This is a genomic window from Streptomyces sp. NPDC001606, from assembly GCF_053596835.1.
The window spans coordinates 25886-46106 of sequence record NZ_JBSFHC010000011.1; the positions used below are offsets into that span (position 1 = coordinate 25886).

The window sequence follows — 20221 nt, forward strand, 5'->3', positions numbered from 1 at the left end:
CGATTATGGCCGTTTCATGCATTGGACGGATGAGCGGTGCGTGCCTACGGTCGAAGCATGTCTCCCGCCAGTACCGGGGCGTCCACCACCGTGGGCGCCGTATCGTCCGTACCCTCCCGCGAAGTCGCCGCCGACTCCCGGATGACGCCGGGCGGCCCCGGCTACCGCCGGATGAGCCTCGCCCTCTTCCTCGCCGGTGTCGCGACCTTCGCCCTCCTCTACTCCACCCAGGCGCTGCTGCCGCTGATCTCCGGGGAGTTCGGGGTCGCGGCGAGCGAGGCGAGCTGGACGGTGGCCGCCGCGACCGGTGGGCTGGCCCTGTTCGTGCTGCCCATGAGTGCCCTGTCGGAGCGGTTCGGCCGCCGTACGGTGATGACCGCGTCGCTGGCGGTCGCGGTGACGGTCGGCCTGCTGGTGCCCTTCGCGCCGTCGATCGGCGCGCTGGTGGTGCTGCGGGCGGTGCAGGGTGCCGCGCTGGCCGGGCTGCCGGCCTCGGCGCAGGCCTATCTGGCCGAGGAGGTCCGGCCCAAGGCGCTGATCACGGCGATCGGGCTGTTCGTCGCGGGCAACAGCGTGGGCGGGATGAGCGGCCGGGTGATCACCGGCTGGGTGGCCCAGGAGTGGGGCTGGCGGGTCGCGGTCGGGGTGATCGGCGTGATCGCGGTCGGCTGCGCCGTCGCCTTCCGGCTGCTGCTGCCGGCGCCGCGCCACTTCACGGCCGGCTCGCTGCGGCCCCGGGTGCTGCTCGGCACGGTCCGCGACCACCTGGCGAACCCGCTGCTGCGCCGGCTGTACGCGATCGGCGCGCTGTTCATGACGGTGTTCGGCGGCGTCTACACGGTGATCGGCTACCGGCTGACGGAGGCGCCGTTCGGGCTGCCCCAGGGCATCGCGGGCTCGATCTTCCTGGTCTACCTGGTGGGCACGGTGTCCGCGTCCGTGGCCGGCCGGCTGGTGGGCCGGCTGGGCCGCCGGGGCGCGCTGTACCTGGCGGGCGGTACGACGACGGCCGGTCTGCTGCTGTCGCTGGCCCCGGCGCTGCCGCTGGTCCTGCTGGGCCTGGTGCTGATCACGGCGGGCTTCTTCGCGGGGCACGCGGTCGCCTCCTCGGCGGTCAGCAGGACGGCCACGCACGGCCGCGCCCAGGCCTCCGCCCTGTACCAGTCGATGTACTACATCGGCTCCAGCGCCGGCAGCACGGTCGGTGCGCTGGCCTTCCGCGCGGACGGCTGGAGCGGCACGGTCGCGGTGGGGCTGCTGGCGGTCGTCGGGGTGGTCGCGATCACCGTCGCCGGTTCGCGGGCGGCCCGGGTGGCGGCGCGGCGGGAGCCGGTTCCGGCGCACTGACACCGGTGGGCCGCTGCCCGACCCATTCGGTCAGATTCGTACACAAGCCGTCCGAGCTGGACTTTTTCCGGCTCGGGCGGCCGTTGTCAGTGGGGTGCGGTAGCTTCCGAAGTGCTGGGGCGCGAGGACGCGTGACGGTTACGGCCACAGGGGTGGGTGGACGATGGGCAACGGCACGGCGACGGCGGATCTCGAGGTCGCACTGGAGAAGCACCGGACCGAACTGACCGGGTACTGCTACCGGATGCTCGGTTCGTCCTTCGAGGCCGAGGACGCGGTGCAGGACACCCTGGTCCGGGCCTGGCGGAGCTACGGGTCGTTCGAGGGCCGCTCCAGCCTCCGCTCCTGGCTGTACCGGATCGCGACGAACGTGTGCCTGGACATGCTGTCGGCCGGGAGCAAGCGGGCCCGCCCGATGGACCTCACCGATTCGACCCCGCTCGCGCAGGCGGCCCTGTCGCCCCGCCCGGACCACACCTGGCTGGAGCCGATGCCGGACGCCCGGGTGCTGCCGTCGGTGGCGGACCCGGCGGAGGCCGCGGTCGCCAAGGAGTCCGTCCGGCTGGCGTTCATGGCGGCGCTCCAGCAACTGCCGCCCAAGCAGCGGGCGGTGCTGATCCTGCGCGAGGTGCTGGCCTGGCGGGCGAGCGAGGTCGCCGAGCTGCTGGGCACCACCGTCGCCTCCGTCAACAGCGCGTTGCAGCGGGCCCGGGCCACGCTCGCCGAGCGCGCGGACGCGGGCGCCGACGCGGCGGTGTCCGACCCGCTGGACGAGGAGCAGCGAAAGCTCCTGGACCGCTATGTGCAGGCCTTCGAGGGGTACGACATGACGGCGCTGACGGCGCTGCTGCACGAGGACGCCGTCATGACGATGCCGCCGTTCGACCTGTGGCTGCGCGGTCCGGCCGACATCACCGGCTTCATGACCACGCTCGGCTCCGCCTGCGCCGGGTCCCGGCTGCTGCCGGTCCAGGCGAACGGCCTGCCGGGCTTCGCGCACTACAAGCCGGATCCGGAGCAGGGCGGGTTCAGCCCCTGGGCGGTGCAGGTCCTGGAGATCTCAGCCGGCCGGATCACCGGATTCCACTGCTTCCTCGACGCCCAGCGATGGTTCCCGCTGTTCGGCCTCCCGCTCCGTCTGGAAGCGGAGTCCGGTCAGCTCGAGTAGCGCGGCCAGTGCGGCGTCGGGGTCGCGCAGCCGGATCCGCCCGCCGGCCCGGCGGGCGGTCAGCTCCAGCCGCGCCAGCAGCTCCACGGCGGCCAGCCCCGGCGGCCCGAGCGCCCCCACGTCGACCACGACCACCCCTCCCCCGCGCCCCTCCAGCAGCCCCCGCACCTCGGCGCACAGCTGTGCCACCGCCTCCCGGGCCAGGGGGCCGCGCAGCACCAGCACGGCAGGGGTCTCGTCCTCCACATGCGGTAGACCGGCGGAGCGCGCGGAACTCATCGCCGGGAGCCGGTCTCCCCGGTGTGCGGGGCGGCAGGTCAGTCCACGGGGAACTCGCCGGTGTCGATCGTCAGGTCGAAGGGCGCCGGGAGCGTGATGGGATCACCGAACTTCACGGCGCTGAGGACCCGGTACACCTCGCCCTTCGGCTCCCCGTAGAGGGTCGCGGTGGGGCCACCGGGGGCCCAACGGTCGACGAGGACGTAGAGCGGAATACCTGTGGTGGCGTACGCGGCGGGCTTGCTCACCCGGTCGTGCCGCGCGTTGGTCTTGGAAGTCACCTCGACGACCAGTTCGGCGACGGCGCCTGGGATGTGGGAGTCCGACTCGCCGCACTCCTGAACGGGGGCCACCAACAGGTCCGGGATGAACATGCCGAGCCGCGACGGCACGGCGATGGCCTGCGTCTGATAAATACCCCAGTCCTCGGGGATCACGGAGTAGAGGCGACGCTGGATGCGGGCCGCGATCACGTTGTGGCGGACTGCGGGAGGGGGTGACACGGTGATGATCCCCTCGATGATCTCCACCTTGCTGCCCTCGGGCCATTCCATCTCCTCCCAGTACCGGACGAGGTCGTCCCAGTTCTGGTCGGGGTCCTGGCTCACGGTGAGTGCGCTCATGGCGGTCTCCTTCGGTGCGTCACCGATCCCAGCATGCCGAACGGGACCGGCGGTGGTCCGCCGGTCCCGTTCACTCGGAAGGGGAGATCCCCTGGTCAGGCGATGCGTTCCAGCACCACCGGGGAGGGGGTGAAGGCGGTGCCCGGGGCGGCGATGTCGTAGGAGCCCTCGATGGCGTTCAGGGCGTAGTCGAAGCGCTCCGGGGTGTCGGTGTGCAGGGTGAGCAGGGGCTGGCCCTCGGTCACCGTGTCGCCGGGCTTGGCGTGCATCTCGACGCCCGCTCCCGCCTGCACCGGGTCCTCCTTGCGGGCGCGGCCGGCGCCGAGGCGCCAGGCGGCGATGCCGATGTCGTAGGCGTCCAGGCGGGTGAGGACACCGCTCGACGGGGCCTTGATCACGTGCTGCTCGCGGGAGGTGGGCAGCGGGGCGTCCGGGTCGCCGCCCTGGGCCGCGATCATCCGGCGCCACACGTCCATCGCCGTACCGTCGGCCAGCGCCTTCGCCGGGTCGGCGTCCTTCACCCCGGCGGCGTCGAGCATCTCGCGGGCCAGCGCGATCGTCAGCTCGACCACGTCCTTGGGGCCGCCGCCCGCCAGGACCTCGACCGACTCACGGACCTCCAGGGCGTTGCCCGCGGTGAGGCCGAGCGGGGTGGACATGTCGGTCAGCAGGGCCACGGTCTTCACACCGTGGTCGGTGCCCAGACCGACCATGGTGGTCGCCAGCTCGCGGGCGTCCTCCAGGGTCTTCATGAAGGCGCCGGTGCCGACCTTCACGTCCAGGACCAGCGAGCCGGTGCCCTCGGCGATCTTCTTGGACATGATGGAGGAGGCGATCAGCGGGATCGCCTCGACCGTGCCGGTGACATCGCGGAGCGCGTACAGCTTCTTGTCCGCCGGGGCCAGACCGTCGCCGGCCGCGCAGATCACGGCGCCCGTGGTGTCCAGGACGTGCAGCATCTCCTCGTTGGAGAGCAGGGCACGCCAGCCCGGGACGGACTCCAGCTTGTCCAGGGTGCCGCCGGTGTGGCCGAGGCCGCGGCCGGACAGCTGCGGGACCGCGGCGCCGCAGGCGGCGACGAGGGGGGCCAGGGGCAGCGTGATCTTGTCGCCGACGCCGCCCGTGGAGTGCTTGTCGGCCGTCGGGCGGGACAGCGACGAGAAGTCCATGCGCTCGCCGGAGGCGATCATGGCCGCGGTCCAGCGGGCGATCTCACGGCGGTTCATGCCGTTGAGCAGGATCGCCATGGCGAGCGCGGACATCTGCTCGTCGGCGACCTCGCCGCGGGTGTAGGCGTCGATGACCCAGTCGATCTGCTCGTCGGTCAGCTCGCCGCGGTCCCGCTTGGTGCGGATGACGGAGATGGCGTCCATGGCCATGGCGGGTGTCGTTCCTTCCGGGAGGTGCGAAGTGTGCGGCCCCCCTGCGAGCGGGGCAGGGGGGCCGTACGGCATTACGAGGTGAGATGCTCCGGGCCGAAGGCCTGGGGCAGCATCTCGGCCAGCGGGAGGATGCCCGCCGGGGTGTCCAGGAGCAGCTCCGGGCCCCCGAACTCGTAGAGGAGCTGGCGGCAGCGGCCGCACGGGACCAGCAGGCCGCCGGTGCCGTCCACGCAGGTGAAGTGCGTCAGGCGGCCGCCGCCCGTGCGCTGGAGGTCGGAGACCAGTCCGCACTCCGCGCACAGGCCGAGGCCGTAGGAGGCGTTCTCCACGTTGCAGCCGGTGACCGTGCGCCCGTCGTCGACCCGGGCCGCCACGCCGACCGGGAAGCCGGAGTAGGGGGCGTACGCGTGGGACATCGCCTCGCGCGCCACCTCCCGCAGCGCCTCCCAGTCGAACCCGGCGTCGGCGCCCGTCACTTGCCCTGGCCCTTCCGGTACCGCATGCCGTCCGCCTTCGGCATCCGCAGGCGCTGCGCCGACAGCGACAGGACGAGCAGGGTGACGACGTACGGGGTGGCGCCCACGAAGTCGCTCGGGACCTCGTCGGTGAGCAGGTACCAGACCAGGACCATGCCGGCCCAGCCGAGGCTGATCAGGCCCTGGAGCACGGCCTTCTGGTACAGCTTCCAGGCGCCCAGCGCCACGAGCAGGACGACCAGCAGGAGCAGCAGGGCGTGCACGGTGGTGCCGCCGTTGCGCAGCTGGAGCGCGTCGGAGTAGCCGAACAGCCCGGCGCCCATCGCGACGCCGCCCGGGCGCCAGTTGCCGAAGATCATCGCCGCGAGGCCGATGTAGCCGCGGCCGCCGGTCTGGCCCTCCAGGTAGGTGTGCGAGGTGACCAGGGCCAGGAAGGCGCCGCCGAGGCCGGCGAGACCGCCGGAGACGGCCACGGCCGCGTACTTGTACGTGTAGACGTTGACGCCGAGCGACTCCGCGGCGGTCGGGTTCTCACCGCAGGAGCGCAGCCGCAGGCCGAACGGGGTGCGCCACAGCAGCCACCAGCTGCCGACGAACAGCACCACGGCCAGGATCGTGATCACGGACAGGTTGGTGACCAGGCCGCCGAGGATGCCGGCGAGGTCGGAGACCAGGAACCAGTGGTGCTTCTCCACCGAGGCCAGGGCGTCGGAGAGGCCGGGCACCGTGATCTGCGGCAGCGAGTCGACCGGCGGGGACTGCTTGGGGTTGCCGCCCGCGTCGGCCGCCTTGCCGGTGGTGAAGAAGACCTTGGCGAGGTACTGGGTGATGCCGAGCGCGAGCAGGTTGATCGCGACACCGGAGACGATGTGGTCGACGCCGAAGGTGACGGTGACGACCGCGTGCACCAGGCCGCCGAGGACACCGAAGGCGACACCGCAGAGCAGGCCCAGCCAGGGGCTGGTCTGCCAGCCGATCCAGCCGGCGCCGAAGGTGCCGAGGATCATCATGCCCTCGAGGCCGATGTTGACCACGCCGGACCGCTCGGACCACAGACCGGCGAGACCGGCGAGGCCGATCGGCACCGCGAGGCCGACGGCGGCGCTGACCTGTCCGGCGGAGTCGAGCTGGTCGGAGCCGGTGATCATACGGACGGCGGCGACGAGCAGCAGGGCACCGGCGATGATCATGAGGATCTGGCCGAGCGAGCGGCCGGAGCGCTGGGGGGCGTTGCCCGCCTTGGGCGCCGCGGGCGGCGGCGCGTCGGTCATCGTGGCAGTCATCACGCCACCTCCTGATTCTTCGTCGTGGCGGCGGCCAGGGCGGCGAGTTCCGCGCCGACCTTCTGCTGCTGGCGCTTGAGGCCGTAGCGTCGTACGACCTCGTAGGCGATCACGACGCAGAGGACGATGACGCCCTGGATGACGCCGAGGATCTCCTTGTCGTAGCCCTGGAACTCCAGGTGGTTCGTGGTGCGCTCCAGGAAGCCCCAGAGCAGGGCGCCGAGCGCGATGCCGACCGGGTTGTTGCGGCCGAGCAGGGCGATGGCGATGCCGGTGAAGCCGATGCCGGCGGGGAAGTCGTTGCTGAAGGCGTGGCTGTCGTTGAGCAGGGTCGGCATGCCGATCAGACCGGCCACCGCACCCGAGATCAGCATGCTGGTGAGGACCATCTTCTTCACCGACACACCGCTCGCGGAGGCGGCGCTCTCGGACTGGCCGACCGTGCGCAGGTCGAAGCCGAACCGGGTGCGGCCGAGCACGAACCAGTAGGCGACACCGACGATGACGGCGAGGAAGATGAACCCCCACAGCTCACCGGCCGGGCCGGTGTTGATGCTGAAGAAGTACGAGGACGTCGGCAGCGGCTTGGTGGAGACGACCGTGCCGCCCTCCTCCAGCTGGGCCAGCTTGCCGGGCTGGAGCAGATAGCCGATGACCGCGGTGGCGATCGCGTTCAGCATGATCGTCGAGATGACCTCGCTGACGCCCCGGGTGACCTTGAGGACACCGGCGATGGCCGCCCACAGGGCGCCGGTCGCCATGGCGCAGATCATGATCAGCGGGATGGCGATCCAGCCGGGCAGCGTCAGCGCGCCACCGAGCACGGCGGCGAAGAACGCGGCGATCCGGTACTGGCCGTCGACGCCGATGTTGAACAGGTTCATCCGGAAGCCGATGGCCACCGAGACACCCGCGAGGTAGTACGTCGTCGCCTTGTTGAGGATGTAGACCTGGCTGTCGCTGGCGAAGCCGTAGGTCACCATGTCGTTGAAGGCGGGGCCGGGGTTCTTGCCGGTCGCGAGGATCACCAGGGCGGTGATGACCAGCGCGGCGACGACCGCGAGCACCGGTGCCGCGATGCCGAGGAGCAGCCGCTCCTTGTCGATCCGTGAGGTCAGCTTGTTCATCGCTCGTCGTCCTCTGTGTGCTCCAGGTGGCCGGAGGCCGCACCCGTCATGGCGGAGCCCAGCTCTTCGGGGGTGATGGTGGCGGGGTCGGCGTCGGCGACCAGGCGGCCGCGGTACATCACCCGCAGGGTGTCGGAGAGGCCGATCAGCTCGTCCAGGTCGGCGGAGATCAGCAGCACCGCCAGGCCCTCGCGGCGGGCCTCGCGGATGTAGTCCCAGATGGCCGCCTGGGCACCGACGTCCACACCGCGGGTGGGGTGGGCGGCGATGAGCAGCTTGGGGTTGTGGCTCATCTCCCGGCCGACGATCAGCTTCTGCTGGTTGCCGCCGGACAGCGAGCCCGCGGTCACGTCGATACCGGGGGTGCGGACGTCGTACGCCTGCACGATCCGCTCGGTGTCGGCGCGGGCCGCCTTGATGTCCAGCAGGCCGCCGCGCGAGTTGGGCTTCTCGCTGACGTGGCCGAGGATGCGGTTCTCCCACAGCGGCGCCTCGAGCAGCAGGCCGTGCCGGTGGCGGTCCTCGGGGATGTAGCCGATACCGGCCACGCGGCGGGCGCGGGTGTCGATGTGCGAGATGTTGGTGCCGTCGAGGGTGACGACGCCGGAGTCCGGGTGGCGCATGCCCATGATCGCCTCGACCAGTTCGGACTGGCCGTTGCCCTCCACACCGGCGATGCCCAGCACCTCGCCCTTGTGGATGGTGAAGGTGATCTCGTCGAGGATGATCCGCTCGATGCCGTCGAGCCCCGTCTGGGTGAGGTGCAGCCCGGTGACGTCCAGCATCGGGACGTCCGTGACCGTGGACTCCTCGGTCTCCGGGGTGGGCAGCTCGCTGCCGACCATCAGCTCGGCGAGCTGCTTGGGGGTGGTGGCGGACGGTACGGCCGTGCCCACCGTGGTGCCGCGCCGGATGACGGTGATGTCGTCGGCGACCGAGAGCACTTCGCCCAGCTTGTGCGAGATGAAGATGACGGTGAGGCCTTCGGCCTTCAGCTCGCGCAGGTTGGCGAAGAGCGCGTCGACCTCCTGCGGCACCAGCACCGCGGTCGGCTCGTCCAGGATGAGGATCTTGGCGCCGCGGTAGAGGACCTTGAGGATCTCCACGCGCTGGCGGTCGGCGACGCCCAGTTCCTCCACGAGGACGTCGGGGCGGACGTTCAGGCCGTACGCGTCGGAGATCTCCTTGATCTTCGCGCGGGCCTTGCCGCCGATGCCGTACAGCTTCTCCGCGCCGAGGACGACGTTCTCGAGGACGGTGAGGTTGTCGGCGAGCATGAAGTGCTGGTGCACCATGCCGATGCCGCGGGCGATGGCGTCGCCGGGGTTGTGCAGGACGACCTGCTCGCCGTTGACCGTGATGGTGCCCTCGTCCGGCTGCTGCATGCCGTAGAGGATCTTCATCAGGGTCGACTTGCCGGCGCCGTTCTCACCGCACAGGGCGTGGACGGTGCCCGTGCGGACCGTGATGTCGATGTCGCGGTTGGCGACGACGCCGGGGAAACGCTTGGTGATGCCGCGCAGTTCGACGGCAGCGGGAGGGCTGGACGCGTTGATGGCGCACTCTCCTGGGGGGAAAGGGGCTGCGTAGGGGAGGGCTGGGCGTCGGCGACGCTAGCGCGGCAACTCCGTGCTACACGCGTAGAGTTGACACATTGTTATGGCTCGGCGAGGGGGTCCCGAAGGCTCCCCCGCGCCGAGCCGAGGTCCGCTGGACGGACCTGATCCGACGGGTCCTCGGACCGCCCGGGCGCTGGGGCCGCGGGCGGGTCCGGGACCCCCGGACCGTCAGATCACGGGGTGGTCTTGACCTTGATCTTGCCGTCGACGATGTCCTTCTTCGCGGCGTCCAGCTTGGGCTGGATGTCGGCGATGAAGCCACCGCTGGTGGCCAGCGAGACGCCGCCCTTGGCCAGCGAGTAGACGTTGTTGCCGGACAGCGGCTTGCCGTCGTGGACGGACTTGATGAAGTCGTAGACGCCGACGTCGACGTTCTTGACCATGGAGGTCAGGATCGAGCTCTTGTACTGCGCCAGACCCGGGATGTTGTACTGGTCCGAGTCCACGCCGATGGCCCAGGCGCCCTTGACGCCGTGCACGGCCTCGATCGCGCCGTTGCCGGAGGATCCGGCCGCCGTGTAGATCACGTCGGCGCCGCCGTCGAGCATGCCCTGCGCGGCCTCCTTGCCCTTGTCGGGGCTGGAGAAGCCGGAGGTGTCCGAGCCGTGCGACAGGTACTGGGTGTCGACCTTGATCTTCTTGTTGGTGTCGTGGACACCCTGGACGTAACCCGCCTCGAACTTCTTGATCAGCGGGCTGTCGACACCGCCGATGAAGCCGACGTGGTCCTTCTTCGTCTTCAGCGCGGCCGCGACACCGGCGAGGTAGGAGCCCTGCTCCTCGGTGAAGGTGATGCTGTTGACGTTGCTGCCGCCGACCACGGCGTCGACCAGGCCGAAGGAGGTCTTCGGGTACTTCTTCGCGACCTGCTCGACGGCGGGCGCGTAGGTGTAACCGACGGCGATGATCGGGCTGTAGCCGGCGTCCGCCAGGTCGGTCAGGCGCTGCACACGGTCCGCGGGGGTGTCCGAGGACTTCGCGGTCAGCTCCTTGATCGAGCCGCCGAACTCCTTCTGGGCCTTGTCCGCTCCGCGCGCGGCGGAGTCGTTGAAGGACCGGTCACCACGGCCGCCGACGTCGTAGGCGAGACCGATCTTGACACCCTTGCCTCCGCCGGAGGACGGCGAGGTGCCGTTGTTGTCGGACGAGGTGCTGCCACAGGCTGTGGCAGTCAGTGCGAGGGCTGCGGTGGCGAGACACGCAGCGGAAAGCTTGGCTACCCGGCGCACGGGAAGGCTCCTTCACCTGACCTGAGCGCCTTGTCGGCGCTTGATGTGAGCACCATGCCAGTGCTCGGGCCGAGACGCCCCCATCGGCGTCGGCTTCGCGGCATCGTAACGCGCGTAGATGTCAGAAAAACACCCCTCTCGAAGCCGTTATCGATTCGAGGCAAACACTGCCTGAACTCGGGGTCTGTGATCTCTCACGCCGTCGTCGCGCACAGGGCACGAATGGCTTACGGGTGTGTTGCGCCGGACAGCGGAACCTCTCGCTCCGCCTGCCCGGCCTCCGGGAGGCGGCCCGGCAGGTTGATCGAACACCCTTGCAAGCCGCCTCCCGCTTGGCTAGCTTGACCGCGGCGATCTTCGGCTTCTGACCAAAGTCGATCTTTCCGATCGTCCGATCATCCAGATCTTCTGGATCGACCAAGGGGGAACTCTTGAATTTCCGTAAGGCCGTATCCGCCGCTGTCGGCGTGGGTCTCACCGCCAGCACCGCGCTCGTCGTCCTGGCGGCCACGCCCGCCTCCGCCGACTCCACCTGCACCACCTGGACGTCCAAGAACGGTGGCACCGCCTACGGCAAGTGCACCGGCGGCGACACCCGCTTCAGCGTGCACCGCGTCTGGGCCGTGTGCGTAGGCCCGAACGGCCACACCTTCAACATGGAGGGCAACTGGGTCAACACGCGCAAGGGCGAGACCTCCCATGCGACGTGCAGCTCGGACCCGGGACACTCCGGCGTCGGTGTCCTCCGGATGAAGATCGAGACCGACGAGCCGGTCTGATCCTGCCCGGCAGGGCTCTGCCCGGGAGAAGGGCCTGTATACGACAGAAGGCTGTCCGGCATCGCGCCGGGCAGCCTTCTGCCGGTGCCGCTGCTGCGGCTCAGTCCTCCATGGGGGACCTGGCGTCCAGGCAGGCCGCCGCCGTGAACATCTCGACGCCGACCGTGATCGCGTGCTCGTCGGCGTCGAAGTCGCCCTGGTGCAGATCGCGCACCGTGCGCTCGCCGGGCCGGCGGACGCCGAGCCGGGCCATGGCGCCCGGCACATGCTCCTGGTACCAGGAGAAGTCCTCGCCGCCGAGGCTCTGCTCGGTGCTCTCGACGGAGTCCCGCCCCCGCCGGGCGGCCATGGCGCGGCGCAGCAGCTCGGTGGAGTCCTTGTCGTTCACCACCGGCGGCACCCCGCGTACATAGGTGATCTCCGACTTGGCCCGGTGCAGGGTGGCGACCTCGTCGATGGCGGCGTGCACGATGTCCGGGGCCTGCCGCCAGGCCTCCAGGTCCAGGCAGCGCACGGTGCCGGACAGCTCGGCGTGCTGCGGGATCACGTTCGGCGCGTGTCCTGACTCGATCCGCCCCCAGGTCAGCGCCAGCCCCGCCCGGGTGTCGAGCCGGCGGGCGATCAGCGCGGGCACGTCCACGGCGACCCGGGCGGCGGCGGTGACCAGGTCGGTGGTCAGATGCGGCCGGGCGGTGTGGCCGCCGGGCCCGTCGAGGGCGATCTCCAGCCGGTCGCAGGCGCTGGTGATCGCCCCGTGCCGCAGCCCGATCTTCCCGGCGTCCACCCGGGGGTCGCAGTGCACCGCGAGAATCCGCCCGACGCCGGACAGCACCCCGTCCTCGATGGCGTCGAGGGCACCGCCGGGCATCAGCTCCTCGGCGGACTGGAAGACCAGCCGCACCGGCCGGGGCAGCAGCCCCTTGGCGTGCAGGTCCGCCAGCACCAGCCCGGCCCCGAGCACCACGGTCGTGTGCACGTCGTGTCCGCACGCGTGCGCCCGGTCCGGCACGGTCGACCGGTACGGGCAGTCGGTCTTGGTGTCCGGGATGGGGAGGGCGTCGATGTCGGCCCGCAGCGCCAGCAGCGGCACCGCCGACCGCTCCCCCTCGGCGAGTCCGATGTCGCACACGAGTCCGGTTCCGGCGGACAGGACGCGGGGCCGCAGCCCGGCCTGCTCCAGCCGCTCCTTGATCGCGGCGGTGGTTCGGAACTCCTGGTTGCCCAGCTCGGGGTGCATGTGCAAGTCGCGGCGGAACGCGACGAGTTCGGTGTGCAGGGACTCGCTCAGCACCCCGGGGAGCACATCCCCCGCGAGGCCGGCCTCGGACTCTAGGGACATCAATTGCTTCACCCTCTGAAGGGTAGGACGCCCGGCCGGTCAAGTACCCCTGGATCAACAAAAGTTCAGCCCGTTAGGGGAATAAAATCTGACCGGCGGACGCATGGCGGCGGACTCTGATGGGTAAAACCCTTGTTTCCTCCTTCCACGCATACCACGTCACGCCACGATCACGCGCGCGATGTCCACGCACCGGACCCCCCGGACGCGCCCTCCGGCGGCGGGAAGGCGCGGCCGCCGGCCCCCTGCGGAAGCAGTCGGACACCACGGTGACCTCGATCATGGGCGAGCGCGCTGCCGGCGGGCTCCCGCCACAGGCGCAGGTCGGCGGAGAGACGGCCGTCGGACGAGTGGGCCACGAGGGCCGTCCGCGACGAGCGAGACGGTTGGCCTCGTCCCGCACGGGGGCGGTGAGGCCGTCCATGGCGCCGATGGAGTCGGGATGCATGGAGACGTAGGGCGCCTGCTGCTCGTCCGTCAGGTCCGCGCACGACACCGTCGGTGTCGCTCGTGACGTCGGTCCAGTCCCGGCCGGACCCCACCAGGTCGTCGTCGGCCGTCAACGCCCGCAATTTCGGTGCCCACTTGGCGTCCGCTTCCGCGTCCGCCTTCAACTGCTCCCATTCGTCCCACGGCGCGGGTAAAAGATCAAGCTGCGGAGGAACTCGCCCCTAATTTACTTTTAGTCCGCTCTTCGAGTGACGAATTATTCCGTATCGCGCGTATGTGGGGTGCCGCGCCCCGACATGGATAATCTGCGACCCCATCCGCACGTCACACGGGAGAAGAAAAAAATGGGGACCATGCTCGTCTGGACGGTTATCACATGTACTTCCCTCTGTACCGCAGGGTCCATTTTCGTACGACCCCACCAGCTCCGAATGCGGCAGACCGACACCGTGGAATTGCGGCGATGGCGTCGCATGGGGGAAGTGCTGCAGCGCGAGGTGCGGACCATGAGTGACGCACCGGGCTGCTCCGACGGCAGGAAATCCTAACAATCCGCTCCAGGGGCTGCGGCCGGAAGAGAAACAGCCCCTACCCTCTGAGGAAACTTTTCTTCTGATCCCGCCATCGTCGCGTACCACCTGCTTTTCCATTTCTCATACAGGATGGGCATAGGGCCGAACGACACCGAGACAAGGTGTTTGTCCGGCTACTTTCTTCACTCTTTTGCCGCACACCCATCGCCGCCTGGTGCCGTTAGTTGCAGCATGACGAAGGCTCTGAGGGTGCGTCCCGTGCGACTGGGTTCTTATACCTACCTGCCGGCAACCGCCGAAATGCACAGCGCCAAAGGGGTTCTGATGAGGGGCGGTCTCCCTGTCACACTGGAGGCGACCGAGGAGATCCTCCAGGAATTCATGGACAGAATGAACTCGCTGGAGAGTGACATCTCCCAACGCTGGGCGGGCGCGGACACCTGGTTCCGTCTTTCACCGACGGAATGACATCGCCCATGCAACACGAGACAATGGGATCGTACCCGGATTTCCCCGCCGACTATGCCGACGACTACTACCACGGCAGGGGGCGGCACCGGTCGCCCACCGAGGATTTCCCGCACCCTCTGGTCCCCCCGGACTCGGGCTGGGACCCCGCGGAAGAACTGGCCTACATGCTCCGGGACACCATGGAGGAGCAGAGCAGGATCCCGGGCCCGCGCTATGAGGACCACCCCGTGGCTCCGGAGCCGAAGACGCCCCGCGAGGCCCTGGTGGAACTCACGGCGGAGCTGCCCCCGGTGAAGGCGGCTCCGCGGGGCCACCGCAAGGACCGCCGGAGACAGCGTCCCGGCAGGATCCGGATCGCCAGCTGTCTCATCGCCGCCGCCGCGACCGTCATCGCTTCGGGAGTGAGCATCTTCGGTGGCCTGATCGCCTACGACCCGCTGCGCTTAGTGGCGGCGGCCCGGACGGAGAGCGGGGTGGTCTCCTGGTGGCCTGTGCTGGTGTTCGGCCCCTGGCTGGTGGCGTCGCTGTCCATCCTCCGGGCGGCACTGCACCAGCGCCGGGCCTTGCACTCCTGGTCCGTCCTGCTGGTGTTCTCCGCCATCGCCATGGCCCTGTGTGTGGCGCAGGCGCCGAAGAACATCGTGGACACCGTGGCCGCCGCGCTGCCGAGTCTCGCCTCGCTGGCCTGCTTCCAGCAGGTGGTGCGGCAGGTCACCCTGACCAGACCGCCCCGGCGGACCTTCCCCCGGCACCGGTCCCAGCCTTCCGAGAAGGCGGCCGTGGAGGAAGCGGCGGCGCCCCAGGAGGGCACGCCGTACACGAGCGGCGACCTGCCACCGGGGGACTTCGCGGGACCGGTGGGAGGGGTGGGGGCCGGCGGTCCTGCGGCCCACGACCCGCTCTCCGGTCACCCGCGTCGCTTCGGGTGGCCCGGCGACCGTCCCTGACCGTTCTCACGGCGGCGCCGCCGAGCCGGGGTCCGCTTCCGCCTGGCACAGCTGGAGGTTCCACATCGATGCGCAGTTTCCGTACGCCGGTGCGGGCAGCCGCCGTCCGGCCCGCCCGGGGCCGGACGGCCGGGGGTGGCGCGTGAACACCCTTGTCTCGGCGCCCCCGCTCCTGCCCGACGTCGCCCGGCTCCGGCCCCGCCAGCAGATGGGCATCGACTGTGCCGACTGCGGCCTCCCGCTGGGGCCGAGAGGCCGGGTGCTGGGCGAGGTGCGCTACCGCGGACTGCCGTTCCGGCTCTGGGTCTGCCCGACCGGCTGCGGCACCACCCCGACCTAGGGTCTTTCTTCCGGATCAGGCCGGCCCCGAGCGACCGCACGACCTGGCCGACCCGCGACACGGCAAGATCCGGAAGAGAGGCCCTGGGGGGCCGTCCGTCACGCCGGGGTCACCGCCGTCAGCCGGTGGACGTCGCGGGCGGTGCCGGTCACGCCCGACAGGAAGCCCTGGGCGCGGGGGGACGCGGAGTCGGTGAGCCAGCTCGGGTCGATGTCGCAGACCGCCACCCGGACCCCGGTGCCGGTCAGCGCCAGCGGGAGGGTGTGGACGACCGTGGAGGGGAAGCTGAGGATCGTACGGCCGATGGGGCCCCTGCGGGCGATCAGTTCCAGCGGCAGGTCCGGGCGGACTATCTCCAGGCCCGTCTCGGCGGCGAGGCGGTGGAGTTTGCCGGTGTTCTCGCGCCGGTGGGCGAAGTAGCGGGTGGCGCCGTGGGTTTTGGCCAGGTTGCGGACGGCTTCGAGGTAGCGGTCGCCGTCCACCACACCGGTTTCCACCAGTGACGTACCGACCATGTCGGCGCCCTTGGTGATGCGCGGCGGGCCGAAGCGGGCCCGGGTCCAGGCGAAGTCGTTCGCCGTGACCGTCACTCCGTCCGGCGTCTGGGTCACCGGCATGGAGGAGAAGATCTCCACCCGGTGCCGGTCGCTCGGGGTGAGGCGGCGCCGGGCCGAGGCGGAGACCGGGGCGAAGAGCAGGTCCCGGGGGCCGCGGCGGCCGCCCTTGCGGTGCCAGCGCACCAGGCGTTCGCCGCGGGCGAGCTGGGCGACGAACTCCATGGTCGCGGTGCCGTCGTCCACGACCACCAGGTCGCGGGCGCGGGTGATCGTCAGCAGCAGCTGCACATAGCGGGAGAAGGGGTCCCCCATGACGATGCGGTCGGCGCGGCGCAGCGCACCGGCCAGGCCGCCGATCGTCGCGAACGGGGCCGTCGTACCGCCCCGCGCCTCCTCCCAGCGCACCCGGTACCCCTCGTCCCGGGCCAGGTCGGCCATGCGGCGCAGCTGGCCCCGGGTCATGGGGTCGGTCGGGGACAGGACGACGACGGTGAGTTCCGCGCCGGTGCGGGGCGAGTCGCCGGTCACCGTCCGCCGCACCTGCGTCGGCACGCACGGCAGCGGCGCGGCCGGCCCGGTGCCGTCCGGGTCCGCGCCGTGCAGGCCGTGCAGGTGCGCCCACTCCAGTACGTTCAGCAGCTGGACGGGGCTCTCCACGAAGGCGAGCGTGCGGGGAGGGTGGCCGGCGTGACCGGCGCGGGGGCTCATCGGCGTACGACCGTCCCGTCGTAAGGGAATCAGAACGCTCAGACCGCGACCGGCTCGCCGGCCGCGGCCGCGATCTCCGCCTCGGCGACGACACCGGTGACCCGGCGCAGCTTCTTCATCGGGCCCAGCTCGGAGTCGTAGACCTTCTTGACGCCGTCGCCGAGGGAGGCCTCGATGGTGCGGATGTCGCGGACCAGGCGGGTCAGGCCCTGCGGCTCGACGGAGGCGGCCTGGTCGGAGCCCCACATGGCGCGGTCGAGGGTGATGTGGCGCTCCACGAAGGTGGCGCCGAGGGCGACCGCGGCCAGGGTGGTCTGGAGGCCGGTCTCGTGGCCGGAGTAGCCGATCGGGACGTTCGGGTACTCCTTCTCCAGCGTGTTGATCACGCGGAGGTTCAGCTCCTCGGCCTTGGCCGGGTAGGTGGAGGTGGCGTGGCACATGAGGATGTTGTCGCTGCCCAGCACCTCGACCGCGTGGCGGATCTGGCGCGGGGTGGACATGCCGGTGGAGAGGATGACCGTACGGCCGGTGTCGCGCAGGGCGCGCAGCAGCTCGTCGTCCGTGAGGGACGCGGAGGCGACCTTGTGGGCGGGCAGGTCGAACTTCTCCAGGAAGGCGACCGCCTCGGTGTCCCACGGGGACGCGAACCAGTCGATGCCCTTCTCCTTGCAGTACGCGTCGATCTGGCGGTACTCGTCCTCGCCGAACTCCACCCGGTGGCGGTAGTCGATGTAGGTCATCCGGCCCCAGGGGGTGTCGCGCTCGATGTCCCACTGGTCGCGCGGGGTGCAGATCTCCGGGGTGCGCTTCTGGAACTTCACGGCGTCGCAGCCGGCCTCGGCGGCCACGTCGATGAGCTTGAAGGCGTTCTCCAGCTCACCGTTGTGGTTGATGCCGATCTCGCCGCAGATGTAGACGGGGCGGCCGGGGCCGACCTCGCGCGAACCGAACGTGCGCAGACGGGAGTTGCTCATGACTGGGGGTGTCCTTACTCGGGGAGGGAATCGAGAGAGGGGCCGAGGATCCAGCTGGCGATCTCTCGGATCGCGCCGTCACCGCCGGGGACGGTGGTGACCGCGCGTGCGGCGCCGCGTACGACGTCGTGGGCGCTCGCGACCGCCACGGGCCAGCCGACGAGGGCGAAGCACGGGAGGTCGTTGACGTCGTTGCCGACGTAGAGCACGCGCTCCGGCGCGATGCCCTGCTCCTCGCACCACTGCTTGAGGGCGAGGTCCTTGCGGTCGATGCCGTGCAGCACCGGGAGCTTGAGCTTCCGGGCGCGGGCGGCGACCACCGGGTTCTGTTCCGTGGACAGGATCAGCATCTTCAGGCCGCTCTTGCGCAGGGCCGCGATGCCGAGTCCGTCGCCGCGGTGCACGGAGACGAACTCCCGTCCCTCGGAGTCGATCAGCACCCGGTCGTCGGTCTGGGTGCCGTCGAAGTCGAGGACGACGGCGTCGATGTCGTCGTAGGTGGGGAGGGCGCCCGGGCGGTCCGCGTCGAAGAGCGGGGCGAGCGCGCGGGCGCGGGCGAGGTCGTGCGGGTCGTCGATCTCCAGGACCCGGGCGGGGTCGGTGCGGACGAGTTCCGTACGGCCGAAGAAGCGGTGCTGGTGCTTGCGGAAGCCGGCCGCGTCCATCGCGTAGGCGGCGCCGGTCTCCAGGAAGTCCTGGGGGCGGTCCTGGCGGCGGGGGCGGAAGGACTTGTCGTGGTTGACGCCGAAGCCGCCCTCGGCCGTCTCGTCGGAGTGGCGCCACACGAAGCCGTGGAAGGGGGCGACGGTGACGGCGGTGTCGGCGCCCTGCTCGGCGACCGCGCCGGCGACGCCGTCGACGTCCTCGCGGACGAGGAAGGGGCTGGTGCACTGGACGAGTACGACGACGTCGACGGCGGCGCCGTGCAGGGCCTCGTGGGCGTCCATCGCGTGCAGCACGGCCGCCTCGGAGGTGGCGGTGTCACCGGCGATGGCGGCGGGGCGCAGTACGACCTCGGCGCCCGCCTCGCGGGCCGCGTTCGCGATGGCCCGGTCGTCGGTGGAGACGACCACGTCCGTGACCAGCCGGGTGGCCAGGCACTCGCGGACCGCGCGGGCGACGAGGGGGACGCCGCCGATGGGGGCCAGGTTCTTGGCGGGCACTCCCTTGGAGCCGCCCCGGGCGGGGATCACCGCGAGGATGCGGCGCACGCCGACTGCTGTCTCGGACACGGTTTCCACTCCTTGGGGGTTCACAGCTCGCCCATGCGGCGGATCACGGGGGCCACGCGCTGCACGCCGTGGCGGTAGGCGCCGCGCGCGGCCCGGCGGACGATCTGGCGGACCGGTCCGGGTGCCTTGTCGGCGGCGGGCGCGCCGGGCAGCGGGGCGCCGTCGGGGCCGAGGTGGTGCCGGGCGAGGATGCCGGGCAGATAGCCGGGGGCGGTGCGGGGGGTGTAGTAGGGGGTGAGGGGCGGCAGCCCGCCCGGGCGGTCCAGCAGCTCGGCGATGCGGGCGCGGGCCGTGTCGAAGGCCGTCTCGTAGCCGCCGTCGGCGGCCACGCCCTGCCGGGACACCCACTCCTCGTCCGGCACCGGCCGGTGTCCGGCGTCGAGCTGGTCCCAGGAGGCGAGGCAGCCGGAGCCGGTGAAGTGGTGGTTGCCGAGCATCTCGCGCACCCCGAGGTCGGTCAGGACGACCGTGGGGATACGGCGGTGCAGGGCCTCCAGCGCGGCCGTGGAGCTGACCGTCACCAGCAGGTCGGTGCGGTCGAGAACCTCGCCCATGTGGCCGTACACGAGGCGGAAGTTGGCAGGCAGCTCCTTGCCCTGGACCAGCTTCTGGTACGGCAGCTCCTCGATGTGGGTGGTGTGTTCCCCGGGCTTGGAGCGCAGTTTGAGCAGCACCTCGCGCTCGGGGTGGCGGCGGGCGTGCTCGATGAGCCGGTCCAGCAGATAGGTGCGGTCCCGCCGGTTGTCGGGGACGGACGGCTGGGCCGCGAACACCACCGTGTAGGGGTCGTGTTCACCGGTGTACGGCGCTCCGCCGAGGAAGGGCAGCGCGACCTCGGTCACCGCGGAGGCGTCGGCCCCCACCCCCTCGTACACGGCCCGGAACCGGTCCGCGTCATGGCGGGAGTTGGCGAGGACGAGGTCGGCGCCGTGCCGCAGCAGCAGCCCGTCGGCGAGCTTCTCGTAGACGACGCCGACGTATCCGGTGACCACCACCGGACGCGGGCCCGTGCCCCAGGCGTTGCGCAGCCCGTGCAGCATCGCCTGCACACCGCCGCCGACCAGGGCGAGGACGAGGATGTCGTACGGCTCGGCGGTCATCGCACGCAGGAACTCGACGCCGGTGACCTCGCTCAGGGAGTCCGCCCGGACGCCGACTTCCTGAAGCTGGCGGGGGGTCGGTGTGGCGCGCCCCCGCAGGAGGTAGCCGTCGAGCCGGACCCCGGCAGCCGCCGGAGTGAGGCGCTGCGCGGTGAGCGCCCCCCACTTCCACCGGGTGTCGGAGTCCGCCAGAACGGCGACCCGCAGGGACTTCGTTGCACTTGCTGGCACGCCGAAGACGCTAGGAAGGCATTCCGA

The 20221-nt window shown here is 70.9% G+C and carries 19 protein-coding genes; 6 read left to right on the forward strand and 13 right to left on the reverse strand.

Annotated elements, in window-relative coordinates; all coding sequences use genetic code 11:
* The first annotated feature begins 57 nt into the window (after positions 1-57).
* The gene (locus tag ACWCV9_RS20640; protein WP_450788486.1) at positions 58-1347 is read left to right on the forward strand and encodes an MFS transporter; all 1290 of its coding nucleotides are present in this window, start codon (positions 58-60) and stop codon (positions 1345-1347) included.
* A gap of 163 nt (positions 1348-1510) precedes the next feature.
* Positions 1511-2515, forward strand: a complete 1005-nt coding sequence (locus ACWCV9_RS20645; RefSeq protein WP_450788487.1) for a sigma-70 family RNA polymerase sigma factor — start codon at positions 1511-1513, stop codon at positions 2513-2515.
* On the opposite strand, the gene ACWCV9_RS20650 is transcribed toward ACWCV9_RS20645, so the two are convergent.
* The 8 genes from ACWCV9_RS20650 to ACWCV9_RS20685 all read right to left on the reverse strand — a co-directional run bounded on the left by ACWCV9_RS20650 (position 2408) and on the right by ACWCV9_RS20685 (position 10533).
* Positions 2408-2794 (reverse strand): STAS domain-containing protein, encoded by a 387-nt coding sequence (locus tag ACWCV9_RS20650; RefSeq protein WP_450788488.1) that lies wholly within the window; start codon positions 2792-2794, stop codon positions 2408-2410. The genes ACWCV9_RS20645 and ACWCV9_RS20650 overlap by 108 nt on opposite strands.
* Positions 2795-2832: 38 nt before the next feature.
* Positions 2833-3417, reverse strand: coding sequence for a Uma2 family endonuclease (locus ACWCV9_RS20655; RefSeq protein WP_450788490.1), 585 nt, complete (start codon positions 3415-3417; stop codon positions 2833-2835).
* A 95-nt stretch (positions 3418-3512) separates the two neighbouring features.
* A complete protein-coding gene (locus ACWCV9_RS20660; protein WP_385843574.1) occupies positions 3513-4790 on the reverse strand; it encodes a thymidine phosphorylase in 1278 nt (425 codons plus the stop codon).
* 80 nt (positions 4791-4870) lie between these two features.
* Positions 4871-5275 carry a cytidine deaminase gene (locus ACWCV9_RS20665; protein WP_385843540.1) on the reverse strand — a complete coding sequence of 135 codons (405 nt, stop codon included), beginning with the start codon at positions 5273-5275 and terminating at the stop codon, positions 4871-4873.
* Complete coding sequence (locus tag ACWCV9_RS20670; protein ID WP_450788492.1) at positions 5272-6558, reverse strand: ABC transporter permease; 1287 nt, start codon at positions 6556-6558, stop codon at positions 5272-5274. Before ACWCV9_RS20670 ends, ACWCV9_RS20665 begins: the two co-directional genes overlap by 4 nt.
* Positions 6558-7685, reverse strand: coding sequence for an ABC transporter permease (locus tag ACWCV9_RS20675; RefSeq protein WP_450788494.1), 1128 nt, complete (start codon positions 7683-7685; stop codon positions 6558-6560). The genes ACWCV9_RS20670 and ACWCV9_RS20675 overlap by 1 nt, the downstream gene beginning before the upstream one ends.
* Complete coding sequence (locus ACWCV9_RS20680) at positions 7682-9208, reverse strand: ABC transporter ATP-binding protein (RefSeq protein WP_450788756.1); 1527 nt, start codon at positions 9206-9208, stop codon at positions 7682-7684. Before ACWCV9_RS20680 ends, ACWCV9_RS20675 begins: the two co-directional genes overlap by 4 nt.
* A 269-nt stretch (positions 9209-9477) precedes the next feature.
* Positions 9478-10533 (reverse strand): BMP family lipoprotein, encoded by a 1056-nt coding sequence (locus tag ACWCV9_RS20685; protein WP_450788496.1) that lies wholly within the window; start codon positions 10531-10533, stop codon positions 9478-9480.
* 467 nt (positions 10534-11000) lie between these two features.
* Between ACWCV9_RS20685 and ACWCV9_RS20690 the strand changes: the two genes are divergently transcribed.
* A complete protein-coding gene (locus ACWCV9_RS20690) occupies positions 11001-11312 on the forward strand; it encodes a hypothetical protein (RefSeq protein ID WP_385843535.1) in 312 nt (103 codons plus the stop codon).
* A gap of 100 nt (positions 11313-11412) precedes the next feature.
* On the opposite strand, the gene ACWCV9_RS20695 is transcribed toward ACWCV9_RS20690, so the two are convergent.
* Positions 11413-12651 (reverse strand): amidohydrolase, encoded by a 1239-nt coding sequence (locus ACWCV9_RS20695; RefSeq protein WP_450788497.1) that lies wholly within the window; start codon positions 12649-12651, stop codon positions 11413-11415.
* 1214 nt (positions 12652-13865) lie between these two features.
* Here ACWCV9_RS20695 and ACWCV9_RS20700 point away from each other — a divergent pair.
* From ACWCV9_RS20700 to ACWCV9_RS20710, 3 genes are all read left to right on the forward strand, one after another.
* Positions 13866-14102 carry a hypothetical protein gene (locus tag ACWCV9_RS20700; RefSeq protein WP_450788499.1) on the forward strand — a complete coding sequence of 79 codons (237 nt, stop codon included), beginning with the start codon at positions 13866-13868 and terminating at the stop codon, positions 14100-14102.
* 8 nt (positions 14103-14110) lie between these two features.
* Positions 14111-15052, forward strand: coding sequence for a DUF2637 domain-containing protein (locus ACWCV9_RS20705; RefSeq protein WP_450788501.1), 942 nt, complete (start codon positions 14111-14113; stop codon positions 15050-15052).
* A gap of 142 nt (positions 15053-15194) precedes the next feature.
* Positions 15195-15392 carry a hypothetical protein gene (locus ACWCV9_RS20710; protein ID WP_450788502.1) on the forward strand — a complete coding sequence of 66 codons (198 nt, stop codon included), beginning with the start codon at positions 15195-15197 and terminating at the stop codon, positions 15390-15392.
* 98 nt (positions 15393-15490) lie between these two features.
* On the opposite strand, the gene ACWCV9_RS20715 is transcribed toward ACWCV9_RS20710, so the two are convergent.
* Genes ACWCV9_RS20715 through ACWCV9_RS20730 form a run of 4 tightly spaced genes read right to left on the reverse strand, consistent with a single transcriptional unit; the run spans position 15491 to position 20194 of the window.
* Positions 15491-16657 carry a hypothetical protein gene (locus ACWCV9_RS20715; protein WP_450788504.1) on the reverse strand — a complete coding sequence of 389 codons (1167 nt, stop codon included), beginning with the start codon at positions 16655-16657 and terminating at the stop codon, positions 15491-15493.
* A 38-nt stretch (positions 16658-16695) separates the two neighbouring features.
* Positions 16696-17631 carry an N-acetylneuraminate synthase family protein gene (locus ACWCV9_RS20720; RefSeq protein ID WP_450788506.1) on the reverse strand — a complete coding sequence of 312 codons (936 nt, stop codon included), beginning with the start codon at positions 17629-17631 and terminating at the stop codon, positions 16696-16698.
* 14 nt (positions 17632-17645) lie between these two features.
* Positions 17646-18863 carry a cytidylyltransferase domain-containing protein gene (locus tag ACWCV9_RS20725; RefSeq protein WP_385843524.1) on the reverse strand — a complete coding sequence of 406 codons (1218 nt, stop codon included), beginning with the start codon at positions 18861-18863 and terminating at the stop codon, positions 17646-17648.
* Between the two features lie 20 nt (positions 18864-18883).
* Positions 18884-20194: a DUF6716 putative glycosyltransferase gene (locus ACWCV9_RS20730; protein ID WP_450788508.1), complete on the reverse strand. Its 1311-nt coding sequence runs from the start codon at positions 20192-20194 to the stop codon at positions 18884-18886.
* Between the last annotated feature and the right edge of the window lie 27 nt (positions 20195-20221).